The organism is Microbulbifer celer, from assembly GCF_020991125.1.
In the GTDB taxonomy this organism is placed as follows: domain Bacteria; phylum Pseudomonadota; class Gammaproteobacteria; order Pseudomonadales; family Cellvibrionaceae; genus Microbulbifer; species Microbulbifer celer.
In genome coordinates this window covers 3,925,381-3,940,388 of sequence record NZ_CP087715.1, presented here as the reverse complement: position 1 = coordinate 3,940,388, position 15,008 = coordinate 3,925,381, and the positions used below count along the sequence as shown (strand labels likewise).

At 58.5% G+C, this 15,008-nt stretch carries 12 protein-coding genes; 7 read left to right on the top strand and 5 right to left on the bottom strand.

From position 1 onward, the window contains the following. Nucleotides 1-34: 34 nt before the first annotated feature. The 4 genes from coaBC (at nucleotide 35) to slmA (ending at nucleotide 5,501) form a co-directional block, all read left to right on the top strand. On the top strand, nucleotides 35-1,249 hold the full coding sequence (gene coaBC, locus LPW13_RS16385) for a bifunctional phosphopantothenoylcysteine decarboxylase/phosphopantothenate--cysteine ligase CoaBC (RefSeq protein ID WP_230437067.1): 1,215 nt from the start codon (nucleotides 35-37) through the stop codon (nucleotides 1,247-1,249). Nucleotides 1,250-1,333: 84 nt separating this feature from the next. Beyond that, nucleotides 1,334-3,691 (top strand): phosphomannomutase/phosphoglucomutase, encoded by a 2,358-nt coding sequence (locus LPW13_RS16380; protein ID WP_230437066.1) that lies wholly within the window; start codon nucleotides 1,334-1,336, stop codon nucleotides 3,689-3,691. Between the two features lie 53 nt (nucleotides 3,692-3,744). Then, the gene (argB, locus tag LPW13_RS16375; protein ID WP_230437065.1) at nucleotides 3,745-4,650 is read left to right on the top strand and encodes an acetylglutamate kinase; all 906 of its coding nucleotides are present in this window, start codon (nucleotides 3,745-3,747) and stop codon (nucleotides 4,648-4,650) included. 239 nt (nucleotides 4,651-4,889) lie between these two features. Continuing rightward, the gene (slmA, locus tag LPW13_RS16370) at nucleotides 4,890-5,501 is read left to right on the top strand and encodes a nucleoid occlusion factor SlmA (RefSeq protein ID WP_230437064.1); all 612 of its coding nucleotides are present in this window, start codon (nucleotides 4,890-4,892) and stop codon (nucleotides 5,499-5,501) included. 22 nt (nucleotides 5,502-5,523) lie between these two features. On the opposite strand, the gene LPW13_RS16365 is transcribed toward slmA, so the two are convergent. Both LPW13_RS16365 and pyrE read right to left on the bottom strand, forming a co-directional pair. Further along, the gene (locus LPW13_RS16365; RefSeq protein ID WP_230437063.1) at nucleotides 5,524-6,150 is read right to left on the bottom strand and encodes a hypothetical protein; all 627 of its coding nucleotides are present in this window, start codon (nucleotides 6,148-6,150) and stop codon (nucleotides 5,524-5,526) included. Nucleotides 6,151-6,232: 82 nt separating this feature from the next. Next, on the bottom strand, nucleotides 6,233-6,889 hold the full coding sequence (gene pyrE, locus LPW13_RS16360; RefSeq protein ID WP_230437062.1) for an orotate phosphoribosyltransferase: 657 nt from the start codon (nucleotides 6,887-6,889) through the stop codon (nucleotides 6,233-6,235). Nucleotides 6,890-7,011: 122 nt separating this feature from the next. Here pyrE and LPW13_RS16355 point away from each other — a divergent pair, with 122 nt between their 5' ends. Then, nucleotides 7,012-7,779, top strand: a complete 768-nt coding sequence (locus tag LPW13_RS16355; RefSeq protein ID WP_230437061.1) for an exodeoxyribonuclease III — start codon at nucleotides 7,012-7,014, stop codon at nucleotides 7,777-7,779. Nucleotides 7,780-7,895: 116 nt separating this feature from the next. On the opposite strand, the gene rph is transcribed toward LPW13_RS16355, so the two are convergent. After that, on the bottom strand, nucleotides 7,896-8,615 hold the full coding sequence (rph, locus tag LPW13_RS16350; RefSeq protein ID WP_230437060.1) for a ribonuclease PH: 720 nt from the start codon (nucleotides 8,613-8,615) through the stop codon (nucleotides 7,896-7,898). 201 nt (nucleotides 8,616-8,816) lie between these two features. Here rph and LPW13_RS16345 point away from each other — a divergent pair, with 201 nt between their 5' ends. Then, nucleotides 8,817-9,692, top strand: coding sequence for a YicC/YloC family endoribonuclease (locus LPW13_RS16345; RefSeq protein WP_230437059.1), 876 nt, complete (start codon nucleotides 8,817-8,819; stop codon nucleotides 9,690-9,692). 74 nt (nucleotides 9,693-9,766) lie between these two features. Here LPW13_RS16345 and LPW13_RS16340 read toward each other — a convergent pair whose 3' ends face one another. Both LPW13_RS16340 and LPW13_RS16335 read right to left on the bottom strand, forming a co-directional pair. Next, on the bottom strand, nucleotides 9,767-10,795 hold the full coding sequence (locus LPW13_RS16340) for a hypothetical protein (protein ID WP_230437058.1): 1,029 nt from the start codon (nucleotides 10,793-10,795) through the stop codon (nucleotides 9,767-9,769). Nucleotides 10,796-10,797: 2 nt separating this feature from the next. Next, nucleotides 10,798-11,256 carry a hypothetical protein gene (locus LPW13_RS16335; RefSeq protein ID WP_230437057.1) on the bottom strand — a complete coding sequence of 153 codons (459 nt, stop codon included), beginning with the start codon at nucleotides 11,254-11,256 and terminating at the stop codon, nucleotides 10,798-10,800. A 205-nt stretch (nucleotides 11,257-11,461) separates the two neighbouring features. Between LPW13_RS16335 and hsdR the strand changes: the two genes are divergently transcribed. Beyond that, nucleotides 11,462-14,980, top strand: coding sequence for a type I restriction-modification system endonuclease (hsdR, locus tag LPW13_RS16330; protein WP_230437056.1), 3,519 nt, complete (start codon nucleotides 11,462-11,464; stop codon nucleotides 14,978-14,980). Nucleotides 14,981-15,008 lie beyond the last annotated feature (28 nt).

The window sequence follows — 15,008 nt, the reverse complement described above, 5'->3', positions numbered from 1 at the left end:
TCTTACCCGCCTGCAGGAAACGGAAACACTGAATATGTCCCTTTTGGCCGACAAACGGATATTGCTGGGCGTGACCGGCGGCATTGCCGCCTATAAGAGCGCCGACCTGGTACGCCGGCTCCAGGACCAGGGCGCCACGGTGCGCGTGGTCATGACGGCCGGGGCGCAGGAGTTCGTGCGCCCGCTCACTTTCCAGGCCCTGTCCGGCAACCCGGTACACACCGACCTGCTCGACCCCGCCGCGGAAGCCGCCATGGGGCATATCGAGCTGGCCAAGTGGGCCGACCTGATCCTGATCGCCCCCGCCAGCGCCAGCTGTATGGCGCGGCTCGCCGCGGGTATGGCGGACGACCTGCTCTCCACCCTGTGCCTCGCCAGTGAGGCCCCCCTGTATCTGGCGCCGGCCATGAACCAGGCTATGTGGCGCCACCAGGCCACCCAGGCCAATGCCCGGACCTTACGGAATCGCGGCGCCACCCTGCTCGGCCCCGGTGCCGGCAGCCAGGCCTGTGGCGATGTGGGCCCCGGCCGTATGCTGGAGCCACTGGATATCATCACCCAGCTGACGGACGCCATCGCACCGGAGCAGGTGCTACAGGGCAAAAAAGTTACCATTACCGCCGGCCCCACCCGCGAGGCACTGGACCCGGTGCGCTACCTGAGCAACCACAGCTCCGGCAAGATGGGCTTTGCGATTGCCGCCGCGGCAGCACGCGCCGGTGCGGAAGTGATCCTGATCGCCGGCCCGGTGCGGCTCGCCACACCCGCCGGCGTCACCCGCGTGGATGTCACCAGTACTGACGAGATGCTCGCGGCGGCGGAAAAAGCGGCGGACACCAGTGACCTGTTTATCGCTGCTGCCGCGGTGGTAGATTTCCGCCCCGCCGTGGTCGCCGCGCAAAAAATCAAGAAAGAGGCCGGGAGCGACAGCGACGTATTACAACTGGTGAAAAACCCGGATATCGTCGCCGCCATTGCCGGGCGCAAAAGCAGGCGTCCGTTCGTGGTGGGCTTTGCCGCAGAAACGGAAAAAGTCATCGAGCATGCCAGGGGCAAGCGCACACGCAAAAACCTGGACATGATCGTCGCCAATGATGTCAGCGATCCCGAAGGGGGCTTCAACAGTGATCGCAATCAAGTGGTAGTGATCGATCGCGAGGGAGAACAAGCGCTGCCCCTGGCTTTGAAAACCGAGTTGGCGGCACAGTTGATACGGCTTATTGCGGAGAAGGCGTTTGGCAGCCCGTAAGCTTCAACTGCCTGCTGCAACCTGCACTTGCAACGATCAAGAACAACATCAAAAAAATCTTATTATTTAGCCTGGAACACTTTCGTGGCTGCACACATTCAGACTGAAAAAAAACCGCTTTTCAACAGCGGCCTGGTGCTACCGACACTGCTTGCCGCCGCCGTTTTTCTCGGTGGCGCACACCTGCTGTTCAACAATGTCATCGAGCCTCACAACCGCACCAGTGTAGCGGAAGCTGCTGCGCAGATAGCGGAGGGTTATGCCGCGCAATTGCAGCCGTTTTTCCTGCAGCGGCAACGGGCACTGGCGCAATTGGATACCGCAACGCGCAACGTACCCGCACAATTACCACAGGCACAGTTGCAGTTTTTCAACGCGGAACAACTGCATGTGGGCGCTGGTAATCCCCCACTCAATTTCGCCCTGGTTGACCTTCTGAAACGCAGCCGCGAGCAGAGCGGAAAGCTACCGCAGCCGGAATTTCTCCGCGACGCCGACAATCAATGGCTAATCTACAACGCCATCGGTGACGCACGTGGTGCACTGTTGATTCGTCAACCATTTGACGTGTTTTCGCAGATCCTGGTGCAGCTCGACAACAGCCCGGGAAGCATCCAGATCAACCAACAGTTTTCCGATGGACCCGCACGTTCCCTGTGGCAGTCACAGTCCCGTGGCACGGGAGCGCCCACCGCCAGCGCCGCAATACCCGACACCTACCTGACGGTGGTATTTACACCTTCCGCCGCCTTCGCCGCGGAGCACAGCATTCCCGCCATCTGGATCTATGCACTGGGTGGGATCGGCCTGCTGGCGAGTATATTCCTGCTGTGGCGCATCGTTCCCAGCGACTCGCCAGCCCCCTGGGAGAGATCCGTCCGAAACTCCGCCAAAGCTGGGAAGAAAAAATCCCTACACCAGGAAGGCCTGGCCCCCAATCCTGCCACTCCGCCAGCCCAATCCGGCACCGACGATCACGACTCCGTTCACAGTACAACGGCAGCAGCCGCACCGAAGGCCGAAGAGGGCAGTACCAGTCGCCGCGACCTGATGCGCACGCCGAGCACGGATTTTCCCCGTCATGTGTTTCGCGCCTATGACATTCGCGGTATCGCCGGCGAAGAGATCAACGAACCCTTCGCGTACCAACTGGGCCGCACGCTCGGCACCATCGCGTTACAGGCCGGCGAAAAGATCTTGCTGGTGGCGCGGGATGGCCGCAACAGCAGCGAGCTGCTGCGGGATTGCCTCATTGAGGGCATTCTCGAAAGCGGCTGTAACGCTGTCGACCTTGGGCTGGTACCTTCGCCAGTGCTGTATTTCACCTGCGCCAAAGGCAGAAATGCCAGCAGTGGGGTAATGGTGACCGCGAGCCACAACCCGGCCGAGTACAACGGTTTCAAAATGGTGATGAAAGGGCGGCCACTGGCGGATGAACAGCTGCAGAAAGTCTATGGGTTGATGAAGTCCGGCAAGCTGTCCAGTGGCGAAGGCAGCCATCGCAGCCAGGACGTCACCGAGACTTATATCGACGAAATCTTCAACGACGTGGCCCTCGCCGGCCAGCCGCGCATTGTGATCGACGCCGGCAATGGCGCGACTTCGAGGCTGGCGCCAGCGCTGTTCGAGCAATTGGGCTGTGCCGTAGAACCCCTGTATTGCGAAATCAACGGCGATTTCCCCAATCACGCACCGGATCCCTCGCGCCCCGAGAACCTGCGCGACCTGATCCAGAAAGTCCAGGCCGAGGGTGCCGATCTCGGTATCGCGCTGGATGGCGACGGCGACCGGGTGACTCTCATCACGTCCAGTGGCCGCATCGTATGGGCAGACCAGCTGGTAATGTTACTGGCGCGGGATATTCTCGCGCGCAATCCCGGGTCCGATGTGGTCTTCGACGTGAAGAGCTCCCGCGCTCTGGCCGACCTGGTCACCCAATACGGTGGCCGACCGGTGATGTGGAAAACCGGTCACGCGCCAATGAAAACCAAAATGCTGGAAACCGGTGCGCTGCTCGGCGGCGAGCTTTCCGGGCATATCTTCATCAAGGACCGCTGGTACGGCTTCGACGACGGCGCCTACGCGGCCGCGCGGGTGCTGGAGATCATGGCCCTGCGTGAACAGACGCTGGACGAGCTGCTGGATACCCTGCCGCAGATGGTGAACACCCCGGAAATTCTGCTGCCGGTCCCGGAAGAAAAGAAATTTGCCCTGATCGAAAAATTGCGTAATGAAGGCAGTTTCGGCGAGGCCGACATCAACACCATCGACGGTCTGCGTATCGAATTCGCCGATGGCTGGGGCCTGGTGCGCGCCTCCAATACCGGCGCCGCCCTGACCCTGCGCTTTGAGGCCGACGACGAGCAGGCGCTGGCCAGAATCCGCAAGGTCATCGCCCGCGAGTTGCAGAAAATCGATCCCGGCCTCACGTTACCGGGCTGATCGATGCCGCTTTAAAAGCATCCACACAACATCCAAGCAGTAAGGAAAACGCTATGTCCCTGGATCAGAAGTCCGCCCTGCGCGTCGCGCAGGTACTCAATGAAGCACTGCCCTATATCCAGCGCTTTATCGGCAAGACCGTGGTGGTCAAATTCGGCGGCAACGCCATGGTGGATAAAGCGCTGCAAAACAGCTTCGCGCGCGATGTGATCCTGATGAAACTGGTGGGCATGAACCCGGTGGTGGTGCACGGTGGCGGCCCACAAATCGGCGACCTGCTGGAAAAACTCAGCATCGAATCCCGTTTTGTGGACGGCATGCGGGTCACCGACAGCGAAACCATGGACGTGGTGGAAATGGTCCTCGGCGGCACCGTGAACAAGCAGATCGTGAACCTGATCAACAGCAATGGCGGTCGCGCGGTGGGCGTCACCGGTAAAGACGGCCTGTTGATCCGCGCACGCAAGTTGCGCCGTAAAGAGGACACTGCAGGTCTACACGCATCGGAAATCATCGATATCGGCCACGTGGGTGAGGTGGAGAGCATTGACACCGGTGTGATCGACATGCTGATCAACAGTGATTTCATTCCGGTAATTGCACCCATCGGGGTAGGGGAGGATGGGGCCTCTTACAACATCAACGCCGACCTGGTGGCAGGCAAAATTGCCGAGTACCTGAAGGCAGAGAAGTTGATGTTGCTCACCAATGTGGCGGGTCTTCAAGACAAAAACGGCGAGGTGCTCACCGGGCTTTCCACACTGGAAGTGGATGGACTGATTGCCGATGGCACCATCTATGGCGGCATGTTACCGAAGATTGCCTGCGCTCTGGATGCGGTCAAAGCCGGGGTCAATTCGGCGCACATCATCGATGGCCGCGTACCCCACGCAGTGCTGCTGGAAATCTTTACCGACACCGGCGTCGGCACCCTGATTACCAACAGTAACTTTGAATAACCGGCAACCAGGGCACCATTAATATTCAACCTGTCCCGTGAAACAGCTCACATTACCGTTGTTAACGGGCACTAACAATTGATGCCGCGGCGGCGAATCGTTAGGATTCTGGCGCCGACCATTGCGCTTTTCAGCACACAAGGGGCTTCTGACACTCCGCTGAAAACGACCAGAGAGAGCGAAAAACGGCACTACAACAAAATCAGTCCCCGGCTGAATATTCCGGGTAAAGGCAGTCAATGAGCAGCGAAAAAATCAATCGGCGGCAGCAGATCCTGCAGGCCCTGGCCCATATGCTGGAGGCCAGCCCCGGCGCCCGCATTACCACCGCGGCACTGGCCAAAGAGGTGGGCTTTTCCGAAGCGGCGCTCTATCGCCACTTCCCGAGCAAATCCAAGATGTTCGAAGGACTCATCGAGTTCATCGAGGAAACCATCTTCAGCCGGGTCAAATTGATCCTAGAAGACGAACCCTCTGCACTGGCCCGCTGCCAGAAGATCCTGCACCTGCTGCTGGCCTTCTGTGAACGCAACCCGGGCATTACCCGCCTGCTCACCGGGGACGCCCTTACCGGTGAAACCGAACGCCTGCACGGACGCATCCTGCAGCTGTTTGACCGACTGGAAACCCAGCTCAAGCAGATCCTGCGGGAAGCGGAGCTGCGCGAACAGCTGCGTCCGGCCATCCCCCTGGGCGGCGCCGCCAACCTGCTGCTGGCCAGCGCCGAGGGCCGCATCGTCCAGTACGTACGCAGTGGCTTCAAGCGCAAACCTACGGAGTACTGGGCCGAACAGTGGCCGGTGCTGGTGGCAGGGTTCTTCAGGGAGAGTGCGCTGGCTGCGCAGAGTTGAAGCGGACTGATTGCCGGCAATGCTAAGGCTGATTGCCGGCGATCTCCTGATAGCGACTGGCGGCCTGATCAAACTCATCGTTGATCGACAACGCCTCTTCCTCCCGCAAGGTAAGGCGCTCCTGCACCACACTCACCTCGGTACGCAGATCTGCGATCCGCTCCAGTAAATCCGCTGACACGGTGCCGCCATTGCGCTGGGTGCGGGCCGCAACAGATTCTTCGCTTTCGATCTGGCGTTGGAGAGAAGCAATATTGGAGCGCAGGATCGCCATATCCTGCTCCACGATGGCGAGTTTGCGCTTGCGAGCGGATTCAATATCGGCAACGCTGTTGTAGCGTTTAAGCAGCTTGAGGTCGGCCGCTTCACGGGCTTCACGACGGCGCTTTTCTTCCAGCTGCTTGCCGCTGAGCTCCGGTTCCACCACCTGCAGAACCCGGCCAGACGGCGTCAACACCTCGTAACCTCCTGCCACATAGCGGGGAGGCACGAGATCATCCAGCACCTGCACACCGTGTTCATTGGTATAGCGATATAGCTTCTTGCCGTCCCAAGCCGGCTCTGCAGCACCGGCACCCGATGCCATTAGCACACCGGCCAGTACCAGCACAGTTGCGGTATTCACGACAATCTCTTTAGTGTCATCCATCGGGCTCTCGTTTGGTACCGGCAACAGTCCCTGTACGCGCGCTAGCCGGTAGACCTTCGTTACCGTGAAACGAGCAGCCTCCTTACTCCTCAGAGCTCACGCCGTAGCGCTCCCGGTAGTCGATAATCCGCTGCAACAGCTCAACGCTTGCAGCCTCGGACCTAAGATAGGCAATAATATCGTCCAATTCCACAATGCCGATCACAGGAATGGCGTATTCCTGCTCCACCTGCTGGATCGCCGACAGCTCGGTATCATCCCCCGCCTTCTCCTGACGGTTGAGACCAATCACTACACCGGCAGGCTCTGCTCCCTGGGTCTGGATGATCTGCATCACTTCGCGCACCGCGGTACCGGCGGTAATCACGTCATCGATAATCAAAACCTTGCCTTTAAGCGGCGCACCTACTAAGGTTCCGCCCTCGCCGTGGTCCTTGGCCTCTTTCCGGTTGTAACAGAAGGGTTTATCTACCCCTTTCTGCGCCAACGCCACTGCGGTTACCGCCCCCAGCGGGATGCCCTTATAGGCCGGCCCAAAGATGACATCAAATTCCACTCCTGAGGCAATAATCGCCTCCGCGTAGGCATTGCCAAGGGCGGCAAGTGCCGCACCGCTGTGGAATCGGCCGGCATTGAAAAAGTAGGGGCTCTGGCGCCCGGATTTCAACGTAAAGTCTCCGAAGCAGAGCACATCGTGCTCCAGGGCCAGTTGAATAAAGTCGCGCTGATACTGCTGCATGGCAAATTGATAACTATTGGCTAAGGTGAAGAAAGACCCCCGGAAACGGGGAGCGGCAATCATAGAATGTTCAGACGAATAACGACTGCAATTTTACACAGTCCGCTGGTAAGGGGCTAATAATGCGAATAGTGAGTTTGTCCGTGGATGGAGTGCATCAGGCTGCACAGCGCGGGCTATATGATTGGCTGGCAGATCAGGACGCAGACATCATCTGTTTGCAGGATCTACGCTCACTGGAACCGGAGCTGGACCACCCCATCTTCCATCCGGACGGCTACTACAGCTACTTTTTCGATTCCGGTACGCCCCACGAAAACGGCGTCGCCATCTATACCCGTGCCCAGCCCAAGGCGCTGATCTACGGTATGGGTTTTGCCAATGGTGTAGACATGTACGGCCGCTACCTGCAGGCGGATTTCGAGCGCCTGAGTGTCGGCTCGCTGCTGGCTCCGGTCGCCACCGACGAGGCCTCCCTGGAGGTGAAGGTGCAGTTCTACGACGATATGCAGGCGCATCTCAGCAAGATCAGCCGCAAGCGTCGCGACTTCATCTTCTGTGGCAACTGGGGCATGGCTCACCGCCGCGCGGATGTGCAGAACTGGCAGGACCATCAGGACACGCCCGGATTCATGCGCCACGAGCAGCGCTGGCTGGACCAGCTGTTCAATGAGATCGGCTATGTGGATGCCTTCCGCCGGGTAGTGAAGGATGCCGATGAGTTTACCTGGTGGCCGAGCGGCGAGCCGGGCAAGGGCGACGGCTGGCGCACAGATATGCAGATCGTCTCGCAGACGCTCAAACACAAGATCGAATACGGTGCCATCAACAAGAACGTGGCTTTCTCCAGTCACCTGCCACTGATTATGGATTACGATCTGGAAGTCTGAGAACGCAAAGCACACGATACGACGCTCTGGTAAGGGCGTGCCGGTTGGCGGGGTTCTCGGCACCTGTCTTTAACCGGAACCAACGACTGCCGGAATACTCCGGCAGTCGCTCTGGATCAGTCTGCCAGGGCTTTCTTCTGCATCCCGATCAATTCCTTGATGCCCGCTTTACCTAACGCCAGCATTTCGGCGAACTGCTGCTCGGTAAATGGTGCCCCTTCTGCGGTGCCCTGCACCTCGATCATACCGCCGTCTTCCGCCATCACCAGGTTCATGTCGGTATCCGCGTTGCTGTCTTCCGGGTAATCCAGATCCAGCACCGGCGCACCTTCATAGATACCCACGGAAATCGCCGCCACCATATTTTTCAGTGGATCGGTAGCGATCATTTTTTCCCGCTGCATGTAACGCAGCGCATCCACCAGTGCCACACAGGCACCGGTGATGGAGGCAGTACGGGTACCGCCATCGGCCTGAATCACATCGCAGTCCAGGGTAATCTGGTGTTCCCCCAGCAGCTTCAGGTCCACCGCGGCGCGCAGGGAGCGACCGATAAGACGTTGGATCTCCACCGTGCGTCCGCCCTGTTTGCCGCGCGCCGCCTCACGGCCCATACGGCTGCCGGTAGAGCGGGGCAACATGCCATATTCCGCGGTAATCCAGCCACTGCCCTGGCCGCGCATAAAGCGCGGTACTTCGGCCGCCACCGATGCATTACACAGCACCTTGGTATCGCCAAACTCCACCAGCACAGAGCCTTCCGCATGGCGGGTGTAGTGGCGGGTAATGCGCACATCGCGCAGTTGTTCAGGTTTGCGGCCGCTGGGTCGCTGCATATTGCACCTCTAAATTCAGTTTCAGGTTCGTTATTGCGTGTGTTCGTTTCTATTCAGTCGCGATCGGCATTATAGCCATCTAATGCCCGGGTCACTTTTTGCTCGAATCGCCATAAGCCCGGGTCATCTTTCCGCGCGCAAGCCTGTGCTATGCTGTGCCGCTGTTCAAGCCCCCACCCATCATTTCTGGAGCACGGCAGTATGGCCAACAATAAAGTGCGCAGTATGACCGCCTTCGGTCGCGCCGAAGTCACTTATTCTACCGGTACCGCCGTGTGGGAACTGCGCTCGGTCAATCACCGCTACCTGGAACCCCACTTCCGCCTGCCGGAAGCCGCGCGCGCCCTGGAACCCAAGCTGCGCGAGGTGCTGCGCAAAACCCTAAACCGCGGCAAAGTGGAACTGGGGCTCAACCTCAAGCCAATCAGCGGCGAAACCGCTGCCATCGAAGTGAACCAGGCACTGGCGGAACAGCTGGTCAAGGCTGCCAGTCAGGTATCCCCGGCGGCGGACAGCCTGTCGCTCAACCCGCTGGAAATCCTCAAGTGGCCCGGCGTGATCGCAGAGCCGGAAACCAACGCCGAAGAACAGGCGAACGCGATTCTCGACAGCTTCAAACAGGCCCTCAAGCAGGTAGTCGACAATCGCGAGCGCGAGGGCGCGGAACTAGCGGGTTTTATCGAAGCCCGCCTTGAGTCCATCGGCGAACAGGTCACTGCCGTGCGCGCACTGCTGCCACAGATTCTGCAGAACCAGCGCGAGAAACTGCGCACCCGTCTGGAAGAACTGCTGGAAGAAATCGACAAAGATCGCATCGAGCAGGAAATTGCCCTGCTGGCGCAGAAAGCAGACGTGGATGAAGAGCTCGACCGCCTGGAAGCCCACATCACCGAGACCCGTCGCGTACTGAAAAACGGCGGCGCCATCGGCCGCCGGCTGGATTTCCTGATGCAGGAATTCAACCGCGAGGCGAACACCCTGTCGTCAAAATCCGTGGTCACCGATACGACTCAGGCGGCGGTGGAACTGAAGGTGTTAATCGAGCAGATGCGGGAGCAGGTGCAGAATATCGAGTAATCCAGCACTCCCCCCACATAAGTTGGAGCGATGCCTACCACAGCGACCATTCAATTGGGGGGAGGTCCACTTTTTTATGCCGTACTTAGAAAACGAATGGACGCTCTTTCCTCCTCTGTCGTCCATCCATCATCTAGTATTCTCGCGAGATAATTACGCAGAGCTGTATGCATCCGAATGGCCTGCTTCAGCGGCCCAGACGGAAGCTGCCTAACCTGTTGTGCATAGCGCAATGCAATATCATCCGCATCTGTATGATATTTGTCGTTCAGTTCAATAAAAACGGCATAGACCTTGTCCAGTTCATAACTACATTCTGTAACCAGAGCGCTCGCCATCGCTTCTTCATCAGTTCCCGCCAAGCTGGTGAACCGGGGAATAAATCTTTGAGCAAATGCGCCATCTGGCCCCGCCAGCTCAACGTATACCTGATCACTGGCGATAGAACCTATAACGCCCCCGACGACAATACCAACCGCAACACCGATGGGGCCAAACCAGACCCCGGCCAATGCACCCCCCGCGGCACCACCGGCAAAACCTCCACCAATATTTGCTGCTTCTCGACCTGCAGCTTTTGTTTTATTTCTGGCAACAGATACGTTGTAGATCGCTACACAGGCAGTAATCACCCAAAGACTCTTTCCTATAATCCCCAACCTGGCAGCCTTGGCACTAACTTTTGGCCTAGCCCTACCCGCACTTTCAACAATTGCAATATATACCGAATTCTTTTCAGGACTAGACAATTTCCCGAAGGAGCGCTTGAAAAGCTGTTGGGAATATTTATTTACCAAGTCATCAATATCCAATCCTTGCGCCTTCATTGCTCGGGCTTTGGCTCGTCCCAAATCACTGGTTTTTACTCTTGCGAGCTCCATGATTTCATTTCGCATCTGGTTAGCCGCAGAAGCGGCTTGCTTGGGAGTCATAGCACCAGACTTCCATGCCGCCAGCAGTTCGGCCGACATCGCTTTTGTTTGTGCCATGTAGGCCTGCCGAACACCAGCATCATTGATAAAACGATATCCGAAATTAACGGCCTGAACCTCAAATTGTATGACCGCATCATTGATCTGTTCTTGTGAGGGTTGAGCTTCCATATTCAAACCTGTGTATTTTTTGTATTGACGAGACGGGTTACAGAAAGTGATTTTCGCCTAAGTGGAGACTTGTATTTTATTTCGCTACCGGAGAGAAACTGAGTGAGCTGAAGCCGGGGCTTTTCGACAACCTCAACCCTGTAGTTTTCATTATTGAAAAACTGAAACTCCATAACAGATTCAGAAACTACCTTTCCATTCGTGTAAATTCCGGGTGTGTTCTCCAACCCAAGGTCCACCTGCTCGAACTCATCGTGGCCAGTTTTGAGTAAAAGGATATGCAAGCCTTCTTCGTAAGGGCAATTGTCAGATGTAAATGCGAGCATGCGCCCATCACTCAATTGGTACTGATCTTCCAGTACTACGCCGGGAATTTGCCATTTCCGTTCGTGGTGAGAGAGGCACAAGCGGGAGCACGTTTCCGATACTGGCTTCAGGGAGAGTAGGTTTACGCGTTTCATTGAGATCCTTCTCAGTACTGTAGCTGGATAGTAAGTTGCAGTATCCAGCCAATCCCATACCACAATCAACTGGCTCGTGAATACGTCCCTTTCGGAGCACACACCACGTGAACTCCTTCACAATCCCCGCTAGAATCCCTCATTACTCAACAACCCAATAAAAATATCGACCGTCTCCGGGGCGGGTCAGGGACGCGGTGAAGGAATGGATAGCAGCACTACCGGCAATCACTCCACCAACTTCAGCTTTCTCGACGAGCACGACCCGCTGTTCGTACAGCTGGCCAGTGCCGCGGAACGCGCCTTTTCCAATGACCCCAACACCACCCTGATCAAGCTGCGCCAACTAGGTGAGGCCCTGGCACAGCACATCGCCGTCCGCGCCGGTGTGGAAGTCGGCGAACAGACCAGCCAGGCCGATCTACTCTACCGCATCAACCGAGAGTTGCGCCTCGAGCCTGTAGTGCGCCAGCTGTTCCACACCCTCCGCATCGAAGGCAACAAAGCCACGCACGAATTCCACACCCAGCACCGGGAGGCAATGGACGGCCTGAAAGTCGCCCGTTCGCTGGCAATCTGGTTTCACCAGTCTTTCGGCAATGCCGGCACCAATTTCAAGCCCGGTCCTTTCGTGCCGCCGGCAGATCCCAGCCAGCAACTGCGCCAATTGCAGGGCGAGATCGAAACGCTCAGGCACGATCTGCAAGCGGCCAATGTGCAATTGGATTCCAGCCAACAGCTCAACGACCTGATCGCCAAAGAAAAGGCAGAGTACGAAGCACTCGCACTGGAGATGGACGAAGAGTCCCGCGCGAAAACCGCGGAGGCTGCGTCTCACGAGCAAGCCCTGGCGCAGCAGCGGCAGGAATACGAGCACAAGATCAAGGCACTCCAGCAGCAGCTGACCGAGCAGGGCGACAACACCGTCAGCGTCGAGCGCCAGAAGGTCACCCGGCAGACCCAGGCAGCCAGCCAGCACATCGTGCTGAACGAGGAGCTGACCCGCATTCTGATCGACCAGCAACTGGAGGAGGCCGGCTGGGAAGCCGATACCCAGGAGCTGACTTACCAGAAAGGTGCGCGGCCCGAGAAAGGGGTCAACCGCGCGATTGCCGAGTGGCCCACCCAGGGCGGCCGGGCGGACTATGTACTGTTTACCGGCCTCACCCCCATCGCGGTGGTGGAGGCGAAAAAAGAAAACACCAATGTGGCCGGCAAAATTCCCCAGGCAGAACGCTACAGCCGCACCATCGCCGTGAGCGAGCCTCTGGCCGGTGCCTGGACGCTCACCGGGCGCACCGTAGCCTGGCCGGACGAGGCCGAGAGCCACTACCTGGTGCCCTTTGTTTACTCCTGCAATGGCCGCCCCTACGTGCCCCAGCTGGCGGAGCAATCCGGTATCTGGTTCCGGGATGTACGGGAGCCCAGTAACACCCGCCGCGCCCTGCCCAAATTCCATACCCCGAATGGCCTGCTCGACCTGCTCAAGCGCAGCAAGGAAGAAGCAGAGGAGAAGCTGCAGACCGAACCCTTTGGGTATCTGAGACTGCGCGACTATCAGGAAAAGGCGATCGTAGCTACGGAGAACACGCTGGCCGCCGGTATCCGCCAGGCACTGCTGGCCATGGCCACAGGCACCGGCAAGACCCGCACCATCATCGGCCTGATGTATCGCTTTCTCAAAGCCGAGCGTTTCAAACGCATCCTGTTTCTGGTTGACCGTACCGCCCTGGGCCAGCAGGCCATCGACAACTTCAATGAAGCACCGCTGGAGCAGAGCCACACCCTGTCGCAGATCTACAACGTCGCCGAGCTGGGTGATATGGCCGCCGAGGCGGAGACTCGTATTCAGGTCGCCACCGTGCAGGCCATGGTCAAACGGGTCTTCATGAGTGACACACCGCCGCCGGTGGATCAGTTCGACTGCATCATCATCGACGAGGCCCACCGCGGCTATACCCTCGACCAGGAAATGACCGTGGGCGAGCTCGCCACCCGTGATGCCAGCCAGTACCTGTCGAGCTACCGCCGGATTCTGGATTACTTCGATGCAGTGAAAGTGGGGCTCACCGCCACCCCCGCCAAGCACACCAGCGAGATCTTCGGCAAACCGGTGTACACCTACTCCTATCGCGAAGCCGTCGCCGACGACTGGCTGATCGATCATGAGCCGCCGATCCGTTACGAGACCTTGCTCACCCAGCAGGGTATCCAGTTCGAGAAGGGCACCTCGGTACAGGCGATCGATATCCAGACCGGCGCGGTGGAAACCGCGGAGCTGGAAGACGAGCTCAATTTTGAAGTGGACGCCTTCAACCGGCGCGTGATCAACGAAAACTTCAACCGCGTGATCTGCGAACAGCTCGCCCAGGAACTGGACCCGGCCGGCGACGAGAAGACCATGATCTTCTGCGCCACCGATCGCCACGCCGACATGGTCAAACGCCTGCTCGACGACGCCTTCAAGGCAATCCACAACGGCGCCTACAACCAGGCGGCGGTCGCCAAGATTACCGGGCAGAGCCCCAAGGTCGAACAGCTGATCAGCGAATACAAAAACGAACGCTACCCCAACATCGCCATCACCGTGGATCTGCTCACCACCGGCATCGACGTCCCCAAGATCTGCAACCTGGTATTCCTGCGCCGGGTGCGCTCGCGCATTCTCTACGAGCAGATGATCGGCCGCGCCACTCGCCGCTGCGACGAGATCGGCAAGACCGTATTCCGCATCTACGACCCGGTAGATATCTATGCCGCGCTGCAGGATGTGAACACCATGAAGCCGCTGGTGAAAGACCCCAACATCAGCCTGGAGCAGCTGGTGGGCGAACTCACCGATCCGGAACAACTGCAGCGGTCACTGGACAGCCCCGGTGAGCAACCGGATGAGAGTCACGCAGATGTGGTGCTGAGTCAGCTCAGCCAGAAACTGATGCGGGTACTGCGCAAGGCGGACAACAAGGCCGATGGCAAACCCGCGCTCAAGCAGAAACTTGAGGAGCTGGAACAGCAATGGGGCGTACCACCCAAGTCCCTGCACACACACTTACATGAGATGGGCCCGCGCCAGGCCGCCGACTTCATCCGTAAGCACAGCGGCCTGATCAATCAGCTCACCGAGGTCAAAGCCCTGCTCGGCAGTGAGCGGATGCCGCTGATCTCGGAGCACGAAGACGAGATCCGCGAACGCACCCAGAGCTACGGTGGACACCAACGGCCGGACGATTACCTGGACAGCTTCAACCAATTCATCAAGGAGCAGATCAACCAGTCCGCCGCCCTGGCCGTGGTAGTGAACAAGCCGCGGGACCTCACTCGCGCGCAATTGAAAGAGATCAAGCTGCTGCTCGACGGTCACGGCTACTCCGAAGCCAAGCTGCAGAGCGCCGTGCGCAACCAGACCAACCGGGATATCGCCGCCAGTATCATTGGCCATATCCGCCGCGCCGCCCTGGGCGAACCTCTGGTGCCGTTCGAACACCGCGTCGCCGAGGCCATGGACAAGATCTACACCCGGCACCGCTGGACGCCCGTTCAGCGCAACTGGCTCAACCGCCTCGCCAAACAGCTCACCCACGAAATCATCATCGACCGCGACACCATCAACCAGATTTCCGCCTTCGCCGGTGGCGCCCGCCACCTGGACAAGGTATTGAGTGACCAGCTGGACGATGTACTGGATGCCCTCAATGATGCGCTGTGGAGTGCTGAAAGCGGTTGAACCGTCGGGAAGCCTGCCCCAAACGCCA

What these genes read in the sequence shown, in the direction of transcription:
- coaBC (WP_230437067.1), top strand. Translation starts at nt 35, where the DNA reads ATGTCCCTTTTGGCCGACAAACGGATATTGCTGGGCGTGACCGGCGGC.
- argB (WP_230437065.1), top strand. Translation starts at nt 3,745, where the DNA reads ATGTCCCTGGATCAGAAGTCCGCCCTGCGCGTCGCGCAGGTACTCAAT.
- slmA (WP_230437064.1), top strand. Translation starts at nt 4,890, where the DNA reads ATGAGCAGCGAAAAAATCAATCGGCGGCAGCAGATCCTGCAGGCCCTG.
- LPW13_RS16365 (WP_230437063.1), bottom strand. Translation starts at nt 6,150, where the DNA reads ATGGATGACACTAAAGAGATTGTCGTGAATACCGCAACTGTGCTGGTA.
- pyrE (WP_230437062.1), bottom strand. Translation starts at nt 6,889, where the DNA reads ATGCAGCAGTATCAGCGCGACTTTATTCAACTGGCCCTGGAGCACGAT.
- LPW13_RS16355 (WP_230437061.1), top strand. Translation starts at nt 7,012, where the DNA reads ATGCGAATAGTGAGTTTGTCCGTGGATGGAGTGCATCAGGCTGCACAG.
- rph (WP_230437060.1), bottom strand. Translation starts at nt 8,615, where the DNA reads ATGCAGCGACCCAGCGGCCGCAAACCTGAACAACTGCGCGATGTGCGC.
- LPW13_RS16345 (WP_230437059.1), top strand. Translation starts at nt 8,817, where the DNA reads ATGGCCAACAATAAAGTGCGCAGTATGACCGCCTTCGGTCGCGCCGAA.
- LPW13_RS16340 (WP_230437058.1), bottom strand. Translation starts at nt 10,795, where the DNA reads ATGGAAGCTCAACCCTCACAAGAACAGATCAATGATGCGGTCATACAA.
- LPW13_RS16335 (WP_230437057.1), bottom strand. Translation starts at nt 11,256, where the DNA reads ATGAAACGCGTAAACCTACTCTCCCTGAAGCCAGTATCGGAAACGTGC.
- hsdR (WP_230437056.1), top strand. Translation starts at nt 11,462, where the DNA reads ATGGATAGCAGCACTACCGGCAATCACTCCACCAACTTCAGCTTTCTC.